This is a genomic window from Candidatus Nanosalina sp. VS9-1, from assembly GCF_047555085.1.
Lineage (GTDB): Archaea > Nanohalarchaeota > Nanosalinia > Nanosalinales > Nanosalinaceae > Nanosalina.
On sequence record NZ_CP180230.1, the window covers coordinates 153,488 to 175,785 of the forward strand.

Consider the following 22,298-nt stretch of genomic DNA (forward strand, 5'->3'; position numbering starts at 1 on the left):
TATGGCAGGCCTGAAAGAATCGGAGCTTGATGAGCTTAAAAATCGTTTGAGGGAAGAGTTCTTGGATTACTACGAGATGGCTGGAGGGAAAAACTATCGTTTCCATCACCTTGTCAGAGCTCATAGATACGTCGTGAAACTTATCGAGAGGCCTGAGATCAGGGAACTGGATTTTGATCAGAAAGTTCTAGAAGTTGCAGCGCTTTTCCACGATATCGGCAGGAAAGAGGATATCGAGGATGGTTTTCTTGATCCTATCGAGGCCCATGAAGGCCACGATGAGACAGGAGAGGAAATCGTCGACGAATACGTTGAAGAATTTCTGACGGAGGAACAGTTAGCGGAAGTCAAGGAGATTATCGGGAATCATCACTCGGAGCCGGAAAGAGTTGAAACAAGGATTTTGCAGGATGCGGACACACTGGGTATTTTCGGCCCGTTGAATATCTGGCGGATGATCCATTATGCATCTGACAATGAGAGGCCTCTTGAAGATACTTTTGAGTATTTCTGGAGCGAAGGAACTGAGAGAAGGATCAAGAAGATGCAGGAACTGAACTTTGACTGCTCGAAGAGGATCGCCCGGAAAAGAATGAAGGATTTTCAGGAGACAATGCAGAGGATCGAGGAAGAACATTTCGGTGAAGACATCTAGAATTTTAAATTCAGAGAACAGAGGTATCAATACGTGAAACTTTACGAACACGAAGCGAAAAAAATACTTGAAGAGCACGGCCTGGAAACGCCCGGCAAAGGCCTGGAAGAAGACGGTAAACAGTACGTCGTGAAGGCTCAGGTATTCTCCAACAGCAGGAAGGATAAAGGAGGAATAAAATTTGCTAAAGGGCGTACAGAGGCCGAGGCAGAGAAGCAGGAGATGATAGGAGGCCGTCTTGACTCTGAGGAGATAAAAAATGTTCTAGTGGAGGAGAAAGTAGACTTCACTGATGAGTACTATGTTTCATTCATGTACGATACAGATACAAGGAATCCTGTCCTGATATTCTCTCCGGAAGGGGGAACAGGTATAGAGGATCGTGAGGCCTCGAAGCTTTCTTTGAAGGATGATTCTCAGTTCCGTTTCAGGCGTTTCCTAAAGGATCAGGGATTTGAAGGAAAGGAGATAGTCAGGCTTGCGATGGTTCTTCAGAGTCTTTTCCACGCCTTCCTTGAAGAGGATGCCCGTTTGCTCGAAGTGAATCCTCTGGCGAAGACTGAGGACGGTTACGTCGTTCTGGATGCCATGATGGATCTGGAGGACGATGCAGCCTACAGACACGACAGGGACTTCCCTGAGAGAGGTGCTGAAGGCCAGGAGAAAACTGAAAGAGAGTTAAAGGCCCAGAAGATCGATGAAGATGATCACAGAGGAGTTGCTGGAAAGTACACTGAAATGGATGGAGAAATCGGCATGATGCTGGCTGGAGGAGGAGCTTCACTAACGAATATGGATGCATTGATAGAGTACGGCGGCAAGCCAGCGAATTATACCGAGTACGGAGGGAATCCGCCGACAGAGAAAGTCTACAGGCTTTCAAAAGTGATAATGTCAAAGCCAAGCCTCAGAGGCCTGTGGCATGTCGGTGGAACGGCGAACAATACGGATGTTGAAAGAACTATGGATGGTTTCATACAGGCCTTGAGAGAGGAGAAGCCGGATTATCCTATAGTAATCAGGAGGGATGGTCCACATGCGGATGAGGCGTTCGAGAAGCTGAGAGAGGTCAGGGATGAACTTGATCTGGATATGAAGCTGTTCAGAAACGATAAAGCTATGACTGAGTCGGCTAGAGACTTAATGGAGATGGTGGATAGTCGATGAGTTTGATCCCTGTTTTTGATATAGGAGATACTCTTGTACCTTCGAGAAAGTTTGCTGCACACATAATCGAGGACGAGTTGCGTCAGAGGAATCACAGGCCTGTCCACAGTTTTGATCCGGACAAGTTCATGATGTATGATCCGGAGCAGATAAGTCGGTATCTGGAGAAGTACGGAATTGAAGGAGATGCCGAGAAACTGGCAAATGACTGCCGTGAAAGATACATAGAGGCCTTTGAGGATCTGATGCTGGAGAACGATGTGTTCGATTTCTTCGCTAAATGTAACAGAGAGTTCGGAACTATAGGTATAGTCAGCGATAACACTTTGAAGGCAAAGGAACTGATGGAAAATCTGCTGAACAAGCATGGAGTCGAGTATGATACTATCGTTGTATCGGATGAAGTCGGAGTGGAGAAGCCGGATCCCGAGATATTCAAGGCCTTTATCGAGAAACGTGATGAGGAGGCCTCAGAGTTCGTTTACATCGGCAATGATGCAGAAAGGGATTCTGGCGCAGTTGACGCAGGTATGGAGTTTATCTGGACCACACAGTTCGACAACGTGAACTCAACGTATGAAGGACATGCCATAAATGAACTTGATTTCCAGGAGCTTGAGGCTACGATCAGAGAGGTGGAAAAATAGATGAGCATATTCGCAGATGAAGACACTAAACTACTAATTCAAGGGATTACAGGCAGAGCGGCAAGCGAAAAGACACCACACATGATAGATTACGGCACCGATGTCGTTGCAGGTGTGACACCCGGCAAAGGAGGCCAGGAAGTTGAAGGAGTTCCCGTCTATGACACCGTCCGGGAGGCTGTAGAGGAGCATCCGGAGATCAATACTTCACTCATATATGTTCCTCATTTCGCAGCTAAAGACGCTATACTCGAGGCCCTGGACTCCGGTGTAAAGAAGATCAATGTCACAACTGAAAGAATCCCTACAAGAGATATGTGGGAAGTACTTGACAGGCTGGAACAGGAAGACGCTACTCTTGTCGGACCTACAAGCGTAGGAGTCATAAGCCCGGGAAAGGCCAAGATAGGCCCTATAGGAGGAAACAAAGCCGAAGAGGCCTATGAAGAAGGCCGTGTGGGGATTATTTCCAAGTCTGGAGGCATGACGACTGAGACAGCTCAAGTCGTCCAGAACGCCGGATTCGGAATATCCACAGCTATGGATATCGGAGGAGACAAGATCGCAGGAACAACTTTCGTTGAGGCCCTCCAGATGTTTGAGGAAGACGATCAGACAGATGCTGTCGTCATGTTCGGCGAACTTGGAGGAACATACGAGAATCAGGTCGCAGAGTTCATGGAGGAGAATCCTGACTTCGATATGCCGGTAGTGGCATTTATCACAGGCGAGTTCACTGAAGATATGCCTACACAGCAGTACGGCCATGCCGGAGCAGTCATCAGAGGCGACAGGGAGAAGCCGTCCTACAAACAGAAGATTCTGAGAGAAGCAGGAGTCCATGTAGTGGACGTACACCACGAAATCGGCAGTAAACTGGAAGAACTTCTGAAGTGACAAGAGATAAAATTTTTGAGGCCTGAAAACTGTTTCAGGAGGAAACAGGAAGAGTGGAACAGTTCAGCGTATCAAATCTGGTTGATTACAGATGGATCAGAGATAGAGAGAACTTTGACGATCTGAAAAATTTTCTGGCGCATAATCTCGCATCTTCAAGCTTCAGAGAAAACAGTCCGACACCAAATTTTTCCAGGATGAGTCAAGATCAGGCCAAAGCAGTCCTGATACATGATTCAGCTCTTGAACTGTACAGCGCAGCTGATGAGATGGCCGAAGACATACAGGCCTCTGAGATAAAACAGATTCTTGAATCAAATATTACAGAGGAGACCGGAAGACTGGGAAGACAGTTCAGAGACTTTGAGGACTCAGGTATATCACGGGAACATGTAAAAAGCGGAAAAATATACGGAAGAAAAGTCGATGATGTTCTTAACAGTATAGCAGATTTCTACGCAGAATCTCTGCCTCTGGAGGACTTTGAAATACTTCATATAGAAGACGAACTTTCAAACAACAGTTTTACTGGCAGAGCAGATCTTGTACGTCGTCTTGATGGAATTACTGAATTAAGAGATGTCAAGACACATTATACAAATGAGCGGCCTATTTTCCCTGTAGATGACTACAAGATATCGGCCTATGCTCTGCTTGCTCACGGAGAGGATCTGGAAATCGACAGAGTAGTACTTGAGTATCCTGTGCAGGGACAGCAATACGAGGTAGAGCCTGAGAACTGGCTGGCCTATATTGCATCGGATGCATCGGAGCTTGAGGCCTTGCTTGAAGATACAAGGCGTTTACAGGCCGATAAACTTGAGGAAGTATATGGGAGGCCTCACCTGCACTCGGATAGAGAGTACGTTGAAGCTCTTGATGCTGCGGTACACGGCGAGAAAAAGGAGTACGCTAGACGTGCAGCAGAGGAAGTCATAGCAGAAAACTTTCCCGAGGCCTCATCTAGATCCTGATCCATCCTTCTGAACTGGAAAGTAGTTAACGATTAGTGATAAAAGATTTCGAGGCCTGTACATCTCTGGAGGCGTAAAATATGTCGGAGAACTTTCAGGGCAATATCCCGGTATCCATGGCTAAACAGGTTTTCAGAGGCATGGAATCGGGTAGAACTGACTTCGTGAAGCAGGCAGTTGTCGATAAAGGCCTGCCTGTAAGGGATGAAGGTGATTTACCTGTTTCAAGCAACTCCGAGATACTTTTCGGGAAGTTCCCGGAAGAATACGCCGTGAAAGGCCTTTTACACGATGCAGCTGTTAATCTGTATGCCAGAGAGCAGGATTTCCGTGATCTTGGAGTCGATCCCTCTGAACAGGAGATAATTGAATTACTTGAGGGGAGTATCGATGGAACAGGATCGGCGACACCGGAACTCAGGCACAGAGTCAATGAACTGGAGACAAAATATGATTTAAGGCCTGATGAGCTGCTTCAGTACAGTTTCGGCGATAGAACTGTCTCAGATATGCTTCAGGAACTGGCGGAACACAGGAGCAGAAACTGGCAGCAGGACACTGCAGGTTTTTCATCCATAGAGGCCGAAGTACCGGTGTTCCAGAGAGGCCTATCAGGAAGGATGGATCTGGTGCTGTCAGGAGAACAGGATCAGGTAAGAGAGCTCAAGATGAAGGACTCTGGATCAAGAGAGGACGAGTTCCAGGCCTCTGCCTACTGGCTTATCGCTGAAGGGGAGCCGGAGATCGTTCTGGAGTATCCTCTGACTGATGAAAGATTGAGCTTTGATCCGGATTCGGACGTGAACGATTTTGATCCACGTGAGTACGCATTCGACGTCTACCGTTCCCGTGACAGAGCCGTTGAGCTTGTGGAGGAGCTTAGAGGCCTGCAGAGCAAGTACTTCGATTTCTATGATTCACGTGAAAAAGCCACTAGAGAAGCGTTGAAGGAGCTCGAGGTGTAAAAATTGGATACTACTGAGTTAAGCTGGCAGAAGAATAGAGAGGATTATCTGAAAAAAGCCTATGCAGCCGTCAATGCAGACAATGATCCTGTGCCGTTGAATGAAGCAGTTGAGAACTGGAACATGCTTACAGGAGAGGCCTCTAAGCATTTCTTCTGGAAATCGCTGGGCCTTTTCAGAATCAACGATAGCCTGGATATTATAGACGACTCGGGAGATCACCTGATAGATATAGATACTGATATTTCGCTTGAAGATTTACAGGAAGATATAGAGCTTGTTCCTGGAGACGGAAGAAACGTCAGGAAGCATAAAAAAAGCGATTACAGAGGATACGGTGATCTGAGTGTTCCTGAAGTTCCACTTTTCATAGCATGGGAACATCTTGACAGGAACGGATACGAAATCTTTCCTTACGAGGATCCGGAATTAAGAGGCCTTGCAGGCAGAACTGAGTCCTCTGAAGGAGCTGAGGAAAAATGGCTGGGGTTCTACAGTCATGATGGACGAAAGCAAAGCAGTTCTTGGATCAATCAGGTTTTCAGAGGCCTCACTGTGGAAGGCGAAGATTTTCTGTCTACTGAAGATGTTTTCAGCGACAGGAATGCAGAGAACTATGTTGAGAAGATCTGGGAGTCGGAGCCTCTGAAGATCCGGCAGCGACTTAACAGTGTATGGGATGCAGCTCTGGAAACTGTTGAGGAAGAGCTTCCGAGACGCGTTGAAGAATACGAGGATCGCTGGGGTAACGATATAGATGAAAGAGAGGCCCTGAAGCGGGAGATGCGTTTGATGGCCGGTGACGACGAGTTCAGAGAGGACGGTGCCTATATAGAGAGAATCGTCCACGGCTACTGGGATGGAGAACTTGAAAGGTATTCGCCGGTTCTTGATCCGTTCCTGGAGAATATAGAGTCAACGCCTCTGGAGGAAGGTGACATGCCGTACGGAGAAGCTGTACGTGGCTCTGAAACTTCTGAAGGCAAGAAAGAAAGGAACAGGATGTACATGCAGCATTTCCTTGATCTGGTCTGGCAGATGTCGGAGGAGCGTTACAGTTAAAGGGAAAAATTCTTTACTTTTCGACCACGAAGTATTCTCTATGAGTAACGACTGGAAGACAGAGATATCTTCAAGCGGAGAAGACGCAGTCATCCGCGGAGAGAAACTGGAAAAAGTAATGGATATGGATTTCTCCGATTCAATATGGCTTTTGCTGAAAGGAGAGAAGCCAACTGAAGAGGAATCCGAAATATTCAAGGCGATACTTTCAGGATCAATAGATCACGGAGTAGGAAATCCATCCACAGTCTCCGCACGGACAGTTCAGAGCGGAGGAAACGACATGAATACTTCAGTAGCTGCTGGCATAATGGCATTAGGAGACAGCCACGGAGGAGCAATCGAAGAAGGTATGAAGATTCTCCAGAGTGAAAAATCAGCCGAAGAGATAGTCGAAGAATATCTGGAAAGCGGAGAAAAGATTCCAGGCCTTGGACACAAAGTATACAGCGAAAAAGATCCGAGAACAGAAAAGATACTGGAGAAAGCAGATAGTCTAGGCCTCTCAGGAAGGTATGTCGAGAAAATGAAAGATATTCAGGAGGCCTTTGCTGATGAAAAAGTCAGACTGGTGATGAACGTCGACGGCGGGATCGCAGCAGTTATGAGTGATATGGACTGGGATCCTGAGCTTGGGAAAGGATTCTTCATAATCGCAAGGACGCCAGGATTAGTGGCGCACGTCAGAGAGGAGATGGACAGGCCTGATTTCAGGAGAGAGGACGGTGAATACACCGGTGAACAGTGAAGATCCTGTCTTTGGATTCAGCGTACTGAAGCAGGATTTCTCCGACATTGATCTTACAGAAGACGATGTCGACAGGATGCTCTCCAGAACAGGAAACGGCCATGTCATGGAGGATGTCGAGGACTGCAGTGTAAGACTGGAAGTTTACGGAGAGGACGGAGATTTCAATTACGAAGTCAGAGTAATGTATCATGACGGCCCGGACTGGGATGACCCCACTATAGGAGAGACAGATAAGATCCACTCTGCCAGTACGAAAACATACAGAGGAGAAGTACCTGAGGGCACGGAAGTGTACAGAGAAGCCCGAAAAATAGAGGAAAGCATGTTCCGATAAAAAAGAGAAGAATTTTTTGGAGCCTTCAGAGCTTGCTGTTGATCTCCCTCAGTTCCTGAAGGATCTCCTGAAGGACTTCATCTCTTGAGGCCTCTCCTTCGGAACTATCCGTCTTTATCCTCTTGTTGATAAGATCCTGAACTTTCTTCGGCTCTCTGATACTTCTGAAACGCATCTCGACTCCCTGACCTCCTGCAGTCGAGATCTCAACGTTTCCGTAGCCAAAGTAGTTGCCGAACAGGCCCTGTGAGAACGAAATGTTCTGTATCTTGTCGAAGCCGATCTTCTGTACATCCCGTGAAAGCACGCCTTTCTTCCTGTAAACTCCGTTAGATGTCACAACGTAGTACGTGTTCTTCACGCTGAGATAGGCTCCGATTATAATCAAGAGGCCTACTCCAAAGATTGACAATGGAAGGCCTATAATCACAGCCGGAATAACGCTTTTGATACGCGGCTGGCCCTTCCACTGGATTTCTTCATCCGAGTCAAGTGAAAGCCAGTCAAACTCTTCCATGTTCAGAAATTTGCTGTTCAACTGGTTTAATACTTTTTCCAACTAAGTTTTCTATTGTCGATGAGTCAGGACCACACCGAATACAGATCCCGACTGGGAAAAGTTGCGATAGCCACATCTCATATAGAGAGGCAGAGGAACGACTCCAGCGACTGGGAGATACTCGAGAGAAACTTTCCAGATCAACTTATCGCAGATCAGGTCCACTTCTCAAACATCAAACAGGTAACTTACACCGAAGGCTCAACATATCCATACATCGAGTTCGAACTGGAAGATGTCAACAAAAAAATGTTTTTCTCAATCGGAGATCCATACAAGGAAATATTCAAAGAACTCAAGGAACGACTGGCAGCTTACAGACAGGCCTACCAGTAAAAATCTCTCTACAACCGATATTTTTTGGAAGAAAAACTGAGAGCCATGCCAAGCATGGCTCATTGCGTGTAAACCGAGCGTAACCAGTTTGCGGTCATTCGAAAATCAGAGATTTTCTGCTTGTCAAGCATCAAAAGAAAAATTTGATGCGGTCACCGGGATTTGAACCCGGGTCGTCGGCTCGAAAGGCCGACATGATTGGCCGGACTACACCATGACCGCGAATACGCGTGTAAATGTTGGAGGAGTTAACACTTTTAAGGCCTTGTCATGTCGAAAGAAACATAATTTTTTACAGGCCTCTATAACATATGAGCGACTGTGTCTTCTGCAGTATAATCAACGACGATATTCCTTCTCACAAAGTCTACGAGGACGAAAATGTTGTAGCGTTCCTCGATGCGAATCCTGTGTCGAAAGGACATACTCTGGTCGTCCCTAAGACTCATGTCGACAATATACACGATGCCTCTGAGATGCAGTACATGTGGGATGCTCTCGTGGAGGTGTCGAACGCACTGGAAAAGGCCTGTGATCCGGAGGGAATCAATATCGCACAGAACAATGGTGAGGCAGCAGGCCAGGAAGTATTTCATCTGCATTTCCACGTAACTCCGATCTATGAGGGAGACGAGCTGGAAATCGAGTACGATCGCTCCGAACTGGAGGATGGAGAGAGTATAGCCGCTGCAGTGAAAGATAATATCGCATAAAAAGCCTGCAGGAGAGTCTTTAGGCCCGCCTAAACTTTTTCAGGGGCCGAAAGGATATTAAGAGTGTTTTGAAAGTTTTCTTGCATGTCTTTAATTGAAAACTTGTTGATAGTTTTTGTAGCAGGATTGATAACTGACCTGGCGACAGGCCTGGGTGTAATACCGTTCTTCTTCACAGAAGACTTCAGTGATAGGTGGCTTGTAGGCCTCTGGGGGCTTGCATCCGGTATAATGCTTTCTGCATCATTCCTTGGACTTATACCAGAAGGCTTGGCAGCTGGAAGTAATTTCCCGATCTATGGATCTGGTGTGCTGGCTGTATCGATGGGGCTGTTTATAGGAGCAGGCCTCGTGATTGCAGCAGGACGCTGGCTGGATGAGGCCGAGCTTGATCCCGGAACTTTCGAAGAAGCAGATTTCAAGAAGATGGCTCTGATACTGGGAATCTTGACTGTTCACAGCTTCCCTGAAGGAGTTGCTATCGGGGTTGCTTTCGCCGAACTTGGTCTTGGAAGCGGTGTACCGGTCCTTGGATTTGCTATACCGGCTATAGCGATAACGATGACTATAGCGATCTCTATACACAACATTCCTGAAGGAATCGCCATAGCTATACCTTTCAAATCTATGGGCATAAGCAACTGGAAGACTGTCGGAGCAGCAGTATTTTCAAGCGTACCGCAGCCAATAGGAGCTGTAATCGCATTCCTTTTCGTCACACAGGCCCAGACATTCCTTCCGCTGGGATACGGATTCGCTGCAGGAGCGATGATCTATCTCGTGATCACAGAATTTTTCGATGAGGCCTTTGAACAGGGCCGTCATCTCGAGAGAAGAGGCCTTCCGGCTTTCGCAGCAGGGAATATCGGTGGCCTGGCGGTCATGGTGCTGCTGTTCCTGATGGTCTAGCTGGAAATTTAAATTCGTGCCATGTCTAGTTGCTTGTATGGCCAGTGATGATACTCTGGAGAGGATCGAAGAAATCCAGAACGAGATTCAGGAGCTTCTTTCCGAGGCAGAAGACAGGGAACAGGATGTGCAGCAAGATCTCAACTCTCTGAAAGACAAGATACAGTATCTTAGGGATAATGCAAGAGGTGCCAGAGAGCCTGATGAACTTGAAGATATGACGAATATTTTTGTGGAGGCCTGTCATCACCTTGTCAGAGATCTCCGTGTTGAAAAGGAAATAAATCAGGAGATACAGCAACTTGGTGATGATGAAGAAACGTATATTGCCTTGATGAACAGGATTCAGGGGGATGAAATACCGGAGGAAAGAAGACAGAGGATTCAGAGCCAGATAGGCCGTATACCGAAAGAAGATATAGAATCTGCGTTACAGGAAGACAGGGAACTGGAGAGACGTGAAGCACGTGAGACAAGAAATCAGATAGAGGAACTGAGCGAAGTATTCAACGATCTTTCACACAACTTGAAAGGCCGGAGGATGAAATCTCGACTTGAAGATGCAAGAGAGGCCTGGGTGCAGCTAACACACGTGGAGGCTGAGCTCTAAGGATGGAGGCAACAGAACTTGCAGGAACACTTATCATACAGGATGAAGGCCTATTGCTTCTGTACAGAGAGGATGAGCAGCACTGGGAGCTTCCTGGTGGAAAAGTCAGAGAAGATGAAAGTCCGACACAGGCTGCTGTAAGAGAAGCACAGGAAGAGATCTGTATCGATGTGACACTGGAGAAGCCATTTTTCTCCGGAGAGTTCGAGCACGATGGAGAACTTTTCCTGTGGCATGGCTACATCGCAAATACAGGAGATAAGCCGGAGCTTCAGGAGGAAAAGTTCTCCGAGTTGAAGTGGTTCGATGCCGAGATGCTTGACGAGGAGGAGCTTGCTCCGAACGTAAGACAGATAGAACCGGCGCTAAGAAGAGTCCTCAAGGCCAAAGAATAAAACAAATAAGTTATAACAGCTTTACAGATGAGTCCTGACGGCATACTGTTCAATTTCATCCATTCGCTGCCAGGGAATCCTGCAGTGGATCAACTGATGATCTTCTTCGCAGAATTTCTTGTACTGGCCGTGCCCGCTGCCCTAGTCTACCTGTGGTACCAAGGCAAGGCTGGAAGGATAGACTCGCTATACGTTTTCATAGCTGTCACAGTAGCTTTGATCGCATCCTATGCCGTTCTGGGACAGGCCATCCAGCACGAGTCGCCTTTCCAGGTATACAACACTATAGCATCAGGCGAACCGGAGAACAGTTTCCCAAGCCAGCACACCGCAACTTTACTTGCAATGGTGCTGCCTCTACTATGGAGAAAGAGGAAAAATTTCGCATACTTCTTCCTTGGAACAGGCCTCCTGACAGGATTCTCACGCATATACATAGGAGAACACTACCCCGTCGATATACTTGGATCAGCGATCGCAGCAATCATAGGATTCGCTGCAGTCATACTGATCGAAAAATACATGGATAGCTACGTAGAGGCCCTAGCGAATCTCGGCCATAAAGTAGAGAGAAAGATTTCCAGGCCTTTCAGAAAAATCCCTGTATGATAGAAAGTAAAAGGAAAAATTTGGGAATTAGCTGATGTGGTGTTCGCCGACTTCGTCGATTACATCGACGTTAGTCATAAACACTGTACGGCAACAGTACTTCTCCAGGCCTAGATCATCAAGGACTTCTCCTGCGTCTTCCTCGTCCTCTTCAACTCTTTCCTGGAATTCTTCCCATTCGTCGCCGATAACTTTTCCACAGCTAAAGCATCTTACTGGTACTTGCATAAAATAAAACCTCGCAGAGGCCTACCTTTAACGGTAGGACTTCTGCTGTTTGTGACGAGCTCCCTTGCTCGACTGACTTGGTTTTCTGGTCTCGGTTCTTCGAGGATCCTCGACCATCATATTCCTGTCGTAATCCCTGAAATCTCTTTCAAGCTGGTCGCTGTCGGTGTACTCTACAAGGCCTCTGGCGATAGCCATTCGAATGGCCTCTGTCTGCCCCTGCTTTCCGCCTCCGTTTGCGTCGACACGGATGTCAAGATCGCCGACGATATCTTCTCCGGCTATGTTCAGAGGCTCCTTGATTCTCTCCGCCTGCATATCGCTCTGGTTCGCCCAGAGATGCACAGGCCTGGAGTTGATCCTCAGAGTTCCTTCTCCTTCCTTGACTGTTGCACGGGCCTTCGCCGTCTTCCTCTTTCCGTTAGTATGTACAGAATCTGACATTATCTTTCACCTACCGGCTCCCAGCCGATATGTCTTGATACTTTACCAAGTTTTACATAGTTCCTGTTCTGAAGCTCGTCTCCAGACTTTGTGTCAACTTCCTCTACATCGTCCTCAAACTCGTGAGGAACACCGATGTAGGCCTTCACACGTGAAAGAGCCTCCTTCCCGCGATCCTCCTTGTAAGGAACCATTCCACGCAGACTGCGCTTCAAAATCCTTTCAGGACTCTTAGGGAAATGAGGGCCTCTATCACGGACACCTCTATCATGCTTCGTCTTGTACTCATCAAGAACCTGCTCCGTATCACCGGATACAACAGCTTCCTCAGAGTTGACAACTCTAACTTCTTCGCCGTCAAGAGCTTCCTGAGCGATCTCAGAAGCCAGACGTCCGATAACTCGATTACTTGCATCAATCACTTTTGTCATTATTCGAAACTCACCTGAGTTTCTGTAAATCCGAAAATTCTCTGAATTTTCATCATTTAATCACCTTTACATTGGAGCCTTCAGGATTATCCTCGACAAGATCACGGATGAACATAAACTCTCCGTTCTCCCTGATCTCACTTTTAGCTCCTTTAGAGGCCTTGAAAGCCGCAACATTAACTTCCTTGCTCAAACGTCCTGAGCCAAGAACTTTTCCGGGAACGACAACAGTATCGCCGTCCTCAGCATTCCTCTCGATATCCGAGATATTCACTTCAGGCCTCTTCCTGTTAACTTTTCCAAGATTTTCAGCAACTTCCTTCCAGATAGTTGCATCCTGATGCTCCAAGAGCTCAATAGTCTCCAGAAGCACTGTATTCGTAGGGTCTGCATTATTATCCATTGTTGAATTAACACCTCGCGGCACATGGCGATCCTCTGTAGAGGTCGCCCGCTTAAGCAGATCTAATATCTGCGGTTGCCACTACTGGTATTACTGAAAAGAGAACTGAAGTTTTATAAATCGGGTTTAGAGAGGTCAACAGATTTAAGCCGCCGCCAGAAAAACACAGTATATGACAGGAAACGGGCCTGTAAGAATAGGCCAGGAAGTGGAGAAATTCGTCAACAATCCGGGGCCTGTACTAAGACAGGTAGAAAGCTTCAGACAGAAACTTGACAGAAATCTGGAGAAAGTCCTACAAGATGCCGAGAAAGGAATAGAAAACAGTTTACTCGGCCATCCACAGGAACCTGAAGTATACCCGATATTCACACCAGAACTTACTGAAGTAGGAGAAGACAGACTGCTTATTGCCTTGTCTATAGCACTTTTCGAACTTGCCAATCCCTCCAGTGACCCGCTTCACAGAAAACTTGAAAACACTAGCGAGGCCTCAGTGGGGAAAACTGCTGAAGGCCTGCTCAACGGATTCAGGAACGGACAGTTCAACTGGAGTGCAAAATACGAGAAAGAGGACAACTCCATGCTTTTCAACGAAATACCTGAAAAACAGCTGCCTCCAAGCACGGAAGCACCTGACATACTTGCATTCCTCTGGAACGGATTAAACAGCTCCATCGACGCAGGAGTAGACAGGAACTACGGAATAGGCCTCAGAACACTCGAAGCCAACACCGTACACGAAATGACACACGCACTCAACACACAGGCCACTACACCGCTGAAAAACAGTAAAACAGAAGTAATCGATGAGGCCTCCGCCATGGCATCAACTTACGTAGTAGGAGGCAAGATGCCGGATGAAGACTACAGTGATGAAGGCCTGAATCAGAGAGAACTTGAACAGGCCAGAAAAATACTTGGAAGATTCGTGGATGAAAAAGGCCACAGAAAAGAAACTGTCTCACTGATAAGAAATATCTCAATCCGCAGCATACAGATCCTTGCCGATAACCCGGGCCACGACACCACTAAAGTACTGGAAAACTCGATAAATCAACTCTAGAAAAAACTTTTTCTCCACAAAAAAGGAAAAAGAAAAAAGTGAGAGGCCTCAAAAATTCAGAGGCCTCTCAAATGAGATTTTTTATTCTACGACGCTGCCTGAAGCAGTATCGACTGTGACCTGTGTCTCGCCGGAAAGAGCTTCTTCATGCTGGCCATAGTTAGCCAGGAAGTTTCCTGCAGCTCTCGTATCTTCTCCGGTGTAACCTGCAACGACAAGAGCATCATGCTCGTCGTTAAAGGCCTCAGGTACAAGCTGTAGAAGGCCTTCTCCCTCTGTGTAATCACTTGTACTCCAGGTCTTGTTCATGTCAGCAAGATCCTGCACAAGTCCGTTCGCAGCAGGCCCTCCGACAAGAATCAAGTTCCTGTTGTCCTGAACTTCACTGATGTAATCGTCGCTGTCAAGAGCAACGCTCTGAGCAGGCCATCCGGTCGGCATCATCGACTCAACTGTACCGGTAGCACCAGCAGAAGCACTCAGGCCTCCCTCGGCACCAGTAACAGCAGCACCAGCCGTAGACTGGCCATCAGGAATATTCAACGTGAACTCTCCCTGACCATCATCATCGTACTCGGAATAAGCACCGAATACATCATAACCGGCCTCTACATTGTCATCAGACTCAAGAGTCTGCTGCTCTCTCGTGTCACCAGTATAAGACGCATCCTGTACATCAAGTTCATCATCGTCAGCATCATCGTAACTGACGGTGTTGATGTAGGCGTTCTCGTTGTCACTGTCGTCCTCAGGTTCCATGGTGATTGCTGCAACACTTACTGGATCTACGCTTGTAGAGCCACTTTCTGTGTAAGTAGTTGTAGGATCGCTCTGAGGATTGATAGTGAACTTTGTAGGATTACTGCCCGAGGTTACATCGGTTGTGTTCATCCTTACACGGACATCTCTGTCAGCTGTTAGAGAGGATGGAGGGCTGTCGTTGAAGTCAAGAGTCACTGTGTTGCCATTGTTGCTTGTTGTGGCTTGGCTTACAGTAACACTTGTCCATCCGCCGCTTCCATCAGCGTAATCTACTGTGTAGTTGGATGTAGCACTTGGAAGCTGGACGTCATCGTCAGTAATCTCTATCTGATCTAGACTATCTCCAGCACTGTTGTCGCTTACCGGTGCTGTCAACTGTGTATCGCTACTGCTATCGCTTGCAAAGTAGTCGGAAACGGTGATGCTTAGAGTGGTGTCTGTTGACTCTGTTACTGTTGCAGGAGCAACGTGTAGATCGTTTCCATCATATCTTGCTCTGTAATCAAGCTGTCCTACTGTGAATGTACTAGAGCTTGATGGAACTGTAACGTCTACCTGCTGTTCATCAGTTGACTCTGTGCTTGGAAGCTCAAGTGTTACTGTATCTCCTTCAGATACGTCCTGAGCTACTACTGCATCCTTTGCTAGAGCGATTGCTGCACCTGAGTCTGTGTCTACAGGTGTAAATACTGATGTGGCTCCGTCTCCAGACTGACCTGTATCCTCGTAACCTGCACTATCGCCCCAGGTTACTTCTAGACCGGTATCGCTGCCAGAGTCGGTAGCTGAGTCGCTGTCGTAGTCGAAGTAGTAGGTCTGTCCATCGATGATTTCTTCTCCCTGTGCCTGTGTATCGTCGACGTCTCCGTCGTCGTGGTCAAGTTCTACTTCTACTGTGTTGCCTGTTACAGCATCACGTAGATCGACTGTTGATTCTTCGTTGTCGCTTGAATCGAAGTCTACGCTTGTGACTTCCCACATGTGTGCGAAGTCTCCTGCGTCTGTTGCGAAGTACTCGTCTTCAGCAACTGGCTGTCCTTCTGCGGAAACAATTGCGTCTCCGTCGCTGTCTGCCAGTTCAACTACCTGATCATCTTCTTCATCGTAGAAAGCCCATTCAACTGATGCGGAGTCTCCGTTGTTTCCTGTGAAGTCGATTGTTGCTGTGTCGTCTCCGCTTGTTGAGACTTCTACCTGTCCGACGTTTTCTCCGTTCTCTGAAGCGTCAGGATTCAGGCCGCCGAAGTGTACTTCGACGTCTTCGAACATGCTGTGGCTCCAGGAATCTCCTGCAGCAAGATAATCGCTGTCGTCATCCTCGGATCCAAGGTATAGATCGATTGAAGAAACTCCTTCTCCAAGATTGCCGCTTGTCAGTCCTCCATCGCCGTTGAACATGACGTGTGTTCCTTCGATTTCGTCTCCATCGTCATCTTCAATAGCTGAATCGTGCGATAGGACTAGTTCTTCGCTTCCGATTGCGAACTGTACGACTCCGCTGCTTGACTCGGAACCGCCGGTCTTGATGATCTGGTCTACTCGGACCTGCTGTCCGTCGATGTTGAATGTAGCATCGGTGTCCTCGCTTCTGAGGTTGCCGTCTACACGGATAGCAGCGTTACCATCAGAACCTCCGCTGTTGACGGATACGACTTCTAGTGTGTGTTCTTCGCCGTTGATGGTGACTGTTGTGCTTTCGCCTGTTTCGACTGTTACTTCTTCGCTTGAACCGTAAAGAACTAGCTCACTATCATCGTAAGCATTGTCGTCCTGTGATACGGTGTAGGTCTTTCCGAACAGTTCGATTTCCTCTCCCTGAACATCTTCATCGGAGAAGTTCAGACTGTCTCCGAAGTTTGCCTGAAGGTTGACAAGGTAATCTTCATCGTTTACCTCGCCTTCAGATGGGACAGGAACGTGAAGAACAGGATCTTCGTTGTCAAGTCCATCAACGTCGTTACCGAAGCTGATATCCTTGGCTCCTACATTCAGGTAACTTGTAATATCGGTCTCTGTACCTGAATCATCTCTGAACGTTGTCTCTGCAAGGAAGTCCAGATCGTCTTCTGTAAGTGTCTCTCGAACTGAATCAAGAGTATCTCCGAAGTAAAGCTGATCGTTCCTTGTATCCAGAGTAACTCCGCCGTCTGCACTCCAACCGAAGCTACCGGAAACATCAACAGATCTTGTCTCAGACATTGCAGCATCGTTACCAAGCTGACCTGCAATCTCTGTAGCAGCTACAACATCTGTAGCCTTAGCGTCTGCTCCCATAACAAGAGTGGAAGCAATCTCACCGTCATCATTGATGAACGGGTGAGGATAATCTCCTAGATCGCCGGATCCACTTGACCCACTGTGAGAACTAGCTGAAACCATTGCTGCTCCTCCAGCAATAGTAGCTCCTACCAGTAGTGCGGTTCCTGCGACTGCCTTCGAACTTTCTTTGATCTTTTCAATTCGTTTCATGTGTGTAATTCACCTTGAATTCTTTAACTCCAGAGAGTTCTCCCTGGAAAAGTGGCTCTAGTGTAACCACTTCGTGCGCGCGCACAGTTCAAAATTATATTTTATAGCTGAGTTACTGCGAGATAGCGATTTCTAACTGTGCAGTACAAGAATAAAATGTCCCAACCTTTTAAATCCTTTGCCTTAAAGGCCTTTTTACAGCTTGTAAACACGTCTTAACAATTTTTCAGGCCCGTAAAAATATTCAGACGCTTTTTCAACCAGTTAGAAATAATTTCGAACTTTCAGAATCAGTTAAATTGTATCTAGTAAGTGAAAATAAAAAGAGAAAGAAAAAAGTGAAAGGCCCCGTTAGAGGCCTTTCAAGGAGACAGGATTACTGTACAACACTTCCTTCTGCTGTGTTGATTGTAACCTGTGTCTCTCCGTCAAGAGCTTCTTCGTGCTGTCCGTAGTTGGACAGGAAGCGACCTGCTTCTCTTGTGTCTTCTCCGGTGTAACCGGCGACTACAAGTGCGTCGTGGTTCTCGTTGAATGCTTCAGGTACAAGCTGTAGAAGGCCTTCTCCCTCTGTGTAATCGCTTGTACTCCAGGTCTTGTTGGCGTCAGCTAGCTCCTGTGTTAGGCTGTTAGCTGCCGGTCCTCCAACAAGGATCAGATTCCTGTCGTTCTTGACTTCGCCGATGTAATCGTCGCTGTCAAGAGCAACACTCTGAGCAGGCCATCCAGTAGGTGTCATTGTCTCTACACTACCAGAAGCTCCTGCGGAAGCTGAAAGACTTCCATCCTGTCCAGTCACAGCAACTCCAGCTGTAGACTGTCCATCAGGAAGATGCAATGTGAAGCTTCCCTGACCATCGCTGTCGTACTCGGAGTAAGCTCCGAATACATCATATCCAGCGCTGACATCGTCGTCAGACTCCATCGTTACCCAATCATCTGTGTCTCCGTTGATTGTGGCTGTTGTCGATGGAGATCCTACTGTAAGTTCCTCATCACCAGAATCGTATCCGTTGGTGATTGTGTAGGTGTTCTCTGTGTCGCTATCGTCTTCAGGCTCGATAACGAGTGCTGCAGGATCAGTCTCTGAAGGTGAAACTGTTAGAGAGCTTCCACTAGCGTCAAACGTGTAAGTCTCTCCTCCGTTTACCTGTGCTGTCAAGACTCCGTCGTTGTCATCGTCTCCGACTGTAACGCCAGAGCTTGATTCTACGTTGTTGATGGTGTTTGTATCTACATCGTAGTCGAAGTGAACTGTCGCTTCATCTGTAGATTCGGTAGATGGCAGTTCGTAGACTACATCAGTATCTGATCCGGTGCTGGAGCTGTCTAGTGTTGCTGTCTGTGTGAATGCTACTGATGCTCCAGAATCAGTGTCTAGAGGTGTGAATACTGAAGTTGTGCCTGTTGTGACGCCGGTATCGGTGTCATCGTCGTTACCGGTAAAGTCTGATGAGTCTCCCCATGCTACCTGTAGACCGGTTCCTGTTGAGTCGCCATCTAGGACGAAATGGTATGCCTGTCCATCGATGATTTCTTCGCCGACGTAGTCAACGTGGGATCTGTCGCCTGTACTGTCGTCTGGCTGTGCGTCTAGTTCTACTTCTACTGTGTTGCCTGTTACAGCGTCACGTAGATCGATTGTTGCTTCGTCGCCTACTGAAGGTGTGTTGCTGTTTGAGTCTGTGTCTCTATCGATGCTTGTTACTTCCCACATGTGTGCGAAGTCTCCGGCATCTGCTGCGAAGTACTCGTCTTCTGCGATAGACTGTCCTTCAACTGAGATGAAGTTGTGTCCGTCTGAGTCAGCTAGTTCTAGGCCGTCTCCTGTAACAGGTTCTCCATCTTCAGGATCTGCTCCATAAATGTAGTTAATTGAAGCATCGTCTCCTGAGTCTCCTGTCATATCCAGTGTGACTGTGTCGTCGCCTGAAGTTGAAACTTCAACCATGCCGACGTTGTCTCCTGCTTCCTGTGCGTCAGGATTCAGACCGCCGAATTGTAGCTCGACGTCTTCGAACATGCTGTGGGAGAATGTTTCTCCTGCTGTGACGTAATTTTCGTCGTCATCTTCTGCACCGACATAAACGTCAATGCTGGAAATCTCTACTCCATCATCGGATGCGACGATGTCTGTTACATCTGAATCTCCATTGAATTCAACGTGTGATCCTTCGATGTCGTCGCCGTCTTCATCCTGAATAGGCTCGCCATCTACAAGAGTTAGTTCTTCTGATCCGATTGCGAACTGTACTACTCCAGAGCTTGACTCAGATCCTCCTGTTTTGATGATCTGGTCTACTCGGACCTGCTGTCCGTCGATGTTGAATGTTGCGTCAGTGTCTTCAGATCTTAGTGATCCGTCGACTCTGATTGCTGCGTTTCCGTCGTCTCCGCCGGAGTTGACAGATACAACTTCTAGAGTGTGTTCTTCGCCGTTGATTGTAACGGTTGTGGATTCTCCAGTTTCGACTGTTACTTCTTCCTGTGCTCCGTAAAGAAGAAGCTCGTCAGCGTCTAGGTCTCCTCTCTGTCCGTTTTCGTTCTCCTGTGCGATTGTGTAAGTCTTTCCGAACAGTTCGATTTCCTCTCCAGCTACATCGCTGTCAGAGAAATCAAGACTGTCTCCGAAGTTTGCCTGAAGGTTGTAAACGTATGTGGTTGCGTCTACGCTTCCTTCGGCTGCATTTCCGAAGTCTACGTGAAGAGCTGGATCTTCGTCTTCTTCAGCTTCTCCGAAAGTTACAGGATGCTCTCCTACATTCAGGTATGTTGTGATGTCTGTTGATGTTCCTGAATCGTCCTGGAATGTTGTCTCTGCAAGGAAGTCTAGATCGTCCTGTGTTAGTGTCTCTCTTACTTCGTCAATGTTGTCGCCGAAGTAGAGGTTGTCGTTTCTTGTGTCTAGTGTTGTTCCTCCGTCTGCGCTCCATCCGAAGCTTCCTGCTACGTCAACTGATTCTGTGGATGTTGAGAATGCGTCGTTTCCTAGCTGTCCTGCGATTTCTGTTGCAGCTACGACGTCTGTTGCTTTTGCGTCTGCTCCCATTACAAGAGTAGATGCTACGTTGCCATCATCGTCGATGAATGGACTTGGATAGTCGCCTAGGTCACCACTTGACCCGCTGTCCTGAGCAGATACCATTGCAGCTCCTCCTGCAATTGTTGCTCCGACCAGCAGTGCGGTTCCTGCGACTGCTTTAGAACTTTCTTTGATCTTGGTAATTGTTTTCATGTTTGAAGTCACCGTGTTGTTGATTGTTTGAAGACGCGTTGTGTCTTCGAGTCGGTGGCTGGTAGGCCACGCGTGTGCACGTGTGTTTTCTTTATTTTATGAACAGGCCTGTGCCTGGACCCGTCACGGATCTTTTGTATCGAAGCAGTTTCCGATGCTGCTTCGCGGGATCCCGTTCCCGGAAAAAAACCTGAGTCGATTGCTTCCTGACTCAATCACTATAGCGGGAAACCTGAGATCCATCGGCTATCGCTGTATCTGGCCGAAGTCCTTGTTCCAACCATTACCACCCTACCTTTTTAAACCCTTTGAATAAAGGCCTGTTCTAACCGTTCATGCACTGTTCTAACACGTTCTTTACCGTTCAAATTCCTGATTCAACGTTTTAGAATCCTTCTTTCGTTAATCAAAACTCTTAGAACTTTACAGAGAGGCCTGAAAATGTCTTTCCGGGCTTCTATACAAACTATATTTTACAGGTTTTCAATCTTTTTCTAGAGGCCTGAAAATCTTTCTCTGACTTATTGAGGCCTGTTTGAATCTTTATGAACTTTTAGAGTCTGAAAAATCTTTCCCAGCATTGTTCGCCCAACTTCGAACAGGAGTACAGGCCTCTACGTAAAGTTTTACAGGGAGAGAAAAGTTCTGGGGAAAGTTGAGGAATTCTGTATGACTGTTCACGCCGATTTTCCGCATCCTTATTTATTACTTCGGGATGAATGACTCGGTATAGGTTATGTTATCACTGACATTGATGTTGGTGGCAAGGGAGCTGGTACAGAGCTCCAGGATCATGCTCGCATTCTAGAACTTTCCTAATTTCTTCATCAAAAATTTTTCCCGGTTCTACAATCGCCTAGAGGCCTCTATACGGAAAATATAAAAGCAAGCCCGTTTTTTGTGTAATCCGGTGAGGAAGATTCCTGGAGAACCAATAAACCAATAAGTCGAAGCAGGAGTTTTGGGGATGGTCGATAAGTACAGCTAGCTCTTCAAAAAGCTGGTATAAAAAGAATGGCTCTAGTGGACTTAACGCTAATCACTCAATTTATGGGCTCTCTAACTCTCTGATTATGGGATAAACGTAGCTAGAGCGATGCTTTGGAAGCTAGGTCTTCCGAAAGCATTTTTAAATTATGTCCCTATAATGTTACATAGGGCATAACCGAAAGACCAATCCACGAGTACGTTATGCCAAATCCGAACCAGCCTATAACATAACCAACACTGGCTTAGGTGTCGACCCCTAGGGTGTGTTGGTACCCTAGGGGGTGTCTTTACCCTATTTTTTACCCAATTTTGAGAGAATAGTTTCTGTTCGATAGCACTGATATTCTTAAGGGTTGAATAGAAACCAGAGCTTGGGTGGTGACCAATCACCAAGGGTAAAGACACGCTAGACTCAAAGGAATACTTTGACGTTTTTGTCAAGTCTCTTCTGCAAAGTCTAGCTCGACAGCTAGTGAGCGGACTGGGGGCCTTCGTGCCCCCATTAGTTCACTAGTTTGTCTACCCTAATTCTCTAAGGTATGAGTCAAAACCGCATCGACGATGTGCTTTTGCTTGATCCTAATGTTAGCACTGAGGAACGCAGAGATTATCGAAGCCTTGAGAAATAATAATTACGGCTCGAAGAAAGAGCTAGCTGAAGACTCTCAGAAGAAACATTGTGGTAAA

At 47.0% G+C, this 22,298-nt stretch carries 23 protein-coding genes and 1 tRNA gene; 16 read left to right on the forward strand and 8 right to left on the reverse strand.

Annotation, left to right across the window (positions count from 1 at the left end):
* Nucleotide 1: 1 nt before the first annotated feature.
* From ACK3SF_RS00920 to ACK3SF_RS00960, 9 genes are all read left to right on the forward strand, one after another.
* Nucleotides 2-655, forward strand: a complete 654-nt coding sequence (locus tag ACK3SF_RS00920; protein ID WP_414837946.1) for an HD domain-containing protein — start codon at nt 2-4, stop codon at nt 653-655.
* 33 nt (nt 656-688) lie between these two features.
* Nucleotides 689-1,822 carry an ATP-grasp domain-containing protein gene (locus ACK3SF_RS00925; RefSeq protein ID WP_414837947.1) on the forward strand — a complete coding sequence of 378 codons (1,134 nt, stop codon included), beginning with the start codon at nt 689-691 and terminating at the stop codon, nt 1,820-1,822.
* Complete coding sequence (locus ACK3SF_RS00930) at nt 1,819-2,469, forward strand: HAD family hydrolase (RefSeq protein ID WP_414837948.1); 651 nt, start codon at nt 1,819-1,821, stop codon at nt 2,467-2,469. The genes ACK3SF_RS00925 and ACK3SF_RS00930 overlap by 4 nt, the downstream gene beginning before the upstream one ends.
* Nucleotides 2,470-3,366: a succinate--CoA ligase subunit alpha gene (locus ACK3SF_RS00935; RefSeq protein WP_414837949.1), complete on the forward strand. Its 897-nt coding sequence runs from the start codon at nt 2,470-2,472 to the stop codon at nt 3,364-3,366.
* Between the two features lie 53 nt (nt 3,367-3,419).
* Complete coding sequence (locus tag ACK3SF_RS00940; protein ID WP_414837950.1) at nt 3,420-4,340, forward strand: hypothetical protein; 921 nt, start codon at nt 3,420-3,422, stop codon at nt 4,338-4,340.
* Between the two features lie 80 nt (nt 4,341-4,420).
* Nucleotides 4,421-5,305, forward strand: a complete 885-nt coding sequence (locus tag ACK3SF_RS00945) for a hypothetical protein (RefSeq protein ID WP_414837951.1) — start codon at nt 4,421-4,423, stop codon at nt 5,303-5,305.
* Nucleotides 5,306-5,308: 3 nt separating this feature from the next.
* Nucleotides 5,309-6,367: a hypothetical protein gene (locus tag ACK3SF_RS00950; RefSeq protein WP_414837952.1), complete on the forward strand. Its 1,059-nt coding sequence runs from the start codon at nt 5,309-5,311 to the stop codon at nt 6,365-6,367.
* Nucleotides 6,368-6,407: 40 nt separating this feature from the next.
* A complete protein-coding gene (locus ACK3SF_RS00955; RefSeq protein ID WP_414837953.1) occupies nt 6,408-7,115 on the forward strand; it encodes a citryl-CoA lyase in 708 nt (235 codons plus the stop codon).
* The gene (locus ACK3SF_RS00960; protein ID WP_414837954.1) at nt 7,105-7,452 is read left to right on the forward strand and encodes a hypothetical protein; all 348 of its coding nucleotides are present in this window, start codon (nt 7,105-7,107) and stop codon (nt 7,450-7,452) included. Before ACK3SF_RS00955 ends, ACK3SF_RS00960 begins: the two co-directional genes overlap by 11 nt.
* 25 nt (nt 7,453-7,477) lie before the next feature.
* Here ACK3SF_RS00960 and ACK3SF_RS00965 read toward each other — a convergent pair whose 3' ends face one another.
* Entirely contained in the window at nt 7,478-7,969 is a 492-nt protein-coding gene (locus tag ACK3SF_RS00965) for a PH domain-containing protein (protein ID WP_414837955.1), read from the reverse strand.
* A 60-nt stretch (nt 7,970-8,029) separates the two neighbouring features.
* Between ACK3SF_RS00965 and ACK3SF_RS00970 the strand changes: the two genes are divergently transcribed.
* Entirely contained in the window at nt 8,030-8,347 is a 318-nt protein-coding gene (locus ACK3SF_RS00970; RefSeq protein WP_414837956.1) for a hypothetical protein, read from the forward strand.
* 147 nt (nt 8,348-8,494) lie between these two features.
* Here ACK3SF_RS00970 and ACK3SF_RS00975 read toward each other — a convergent pair.
* A tRNA-Glu gene (locus ACK3SF_RS00975) sits at nt 8,495-8,569 on the reverse strand.
* 89 nt (nt 8,570-8,658) lie between these two features.
* On the opposite strand from ACK3SF_RS00975, the gene ACK3SF_RS00980 reads away from it, so the two are divergent.
* The 5 genes from ACK3SF_RS00980 to ACK3SF_RS01000 all read left to right on the forward strand — a co-directional run bounded on the left by ACK3SF_RS00980 (nt 8,659) and on the right by ACK3SF_RS01000 (nt 11,583).
* Nucleotides 8,659-9,060 (forward strand): HIT family protein, encoded by a 402-nt coding sequence (locus tag ACK3SF_RS00980; RefSeq protein WP_414837957.1) that lies wholly within the window; start codon nt 8,659-8,661, stop codon nt 9,058-9,060.
* 84 nt (nt 9,061-9,144) lie between these two features.
* Complete coding sequence (locus ACK3SF_RS00985) at nt 9,145-9,969, forward strand: ZIP family metal transporter (protein WP_414837958.1); 825 nt, start codon at nt 9,145-9,147, stop codon at nt 9,967-9,969.
* A gap of 37 nt (nt 9,970-10,006) precedes the next feature.
* A complete protein-coding gene (locus tag ACK3SF_RS00990) occupies nt 10,007-10,579 on the forward strand; it encodes a hypothetical protein (RefSeq protein ID WP_414837959.1) in 573 nt (190 codons plus the stop codon).
* 2 nt (nt 10,580-10,581) lie between these two features.
* A complete protein-coding gene (locus tag ACK3SF_RS00995) occupies nt 10,582-10,974 on the forward strand; it encodes an NUDIX hydrolase (protein WP_414837960.1) in 393 nt (130 codons plus the stop codon).
* A gap of 27 nt (nt 10,975-11,001) precedes the next feature.
* Entirely contained in the window at nt 11,002-11,583 is a 582-nt protein-coding gene (locus tag ACK3SF_RS01000) for a phosphatase PAP2 family protein (protein WP_414837961.1), read from the forward strand.
* 27 nt (nt 11,584-11,610) lie between these two features.
* Here ACK3SF_RS01000 and ACK3SF_RS01005 read toward each other — a convergent pair whose 3' ends face one another.
* The 4 genes from ACK3SF_RS01005 to ACK3SF_RS01020 are packed head-to-tail and all read right to left on the reverse strand — an operon-like array spanning nt 11,611 to nt 13,089.
* Nucleotides 11,611-11,811 carry a DNA-directed RNA polymerase subunit N gene (locus ACK3SF_RS01005; RefSeq protein ID WP_414837962.1) on the reverse strand — a complete coding sequence of 67 codons (201 nt, stop codon included), beginning with the start codon at nt 11,809-11,811 and terminating at the stop codon, nt 11,611-11,613.
* A 27-nt stretch (nt 11,812-11,838) separates the two neighbouring features.
* Nucleotides 11,839-12,255 (reverse strand): 30S ribosomal protein S9, encoded by a 417-nt coding sequence (locus ACK3SF_RS01010; RefSeq protein WP_414837963.1) that lies wholly within the window; start codon nt 12,253-12,255, stop codon nt 11,839-11,841.
* A complete protein-coding gene (locus ACK3SF_RS01015) occupies nt 12,255-12,686 on the reverse strand; it encodes a 50S ribosomal protein L13 (protein WP_414837964.1) in 432 nt (143 codons plus the stop codon). The genes ACK3SF_RS01010 and ACK3SF_RS01015 overlap by 1 nt, the downstream gene beginning before the upstream one ends.
* A 52-nt stretch (nt 12,687-12,738) precedes the next feature.
* Nucleotides 12,739-13,089 (reverse strand): 50S ribosomal protein L18e, encoded by a 351-nt coding sequence (locus tag ACK3SF_RS01020; protein ID WP_414837965.1) that lies wholly within the window; start codon nt 13,087-13,089, stop codon nt 12,739-12,741.
* A 172-nt stretch (nt 13,090-13,261) separates the two neighbouring features.
* Here ACK3SF_RS01020 and ACK3SF_RS01025 point away from each other — a divergent pair, with 172 nt between their 5' ends.
* A complete protein-coding gene (locus ACK3SF_RS01025) occupies nt 13,262-14,155 on the forward strand; it encodes a hypothetical protein (protein WP_414837966.1) in 894 nt (297 codons plus the stop codon).
* A gap of 81 nt (nt 14,156-14,236) precedes the next feature.
* Here the strand turns inward: ACK3SF_RS01025 and ACK3SF_RS01030 are convergent, their stop codons facing one another.
* Entirely contained in the window at nt 14,237-17,386 is a 3,150-nt protein-coding gene (locus tag ACK3SF_RS01030; RefSeq protein WP_414837967.1) for an S-layer protein, read from the reverse strand.
* Nucleotides 17,387-17,762: 376 nt separating this feature from the next.
* Complete coding sequence (locus ACK3SF_RS01035; RefSeq protein WP_414837968.1) at nt 17,763-20,621, reverse strand: S-layer protein; 2,859 nt, start codon at nt 20,619-20,621, stop codon at nt 17,763-17,765.
* Nucleotides 20,622-22,298: the final 1,677 nt, after the last annotated feature.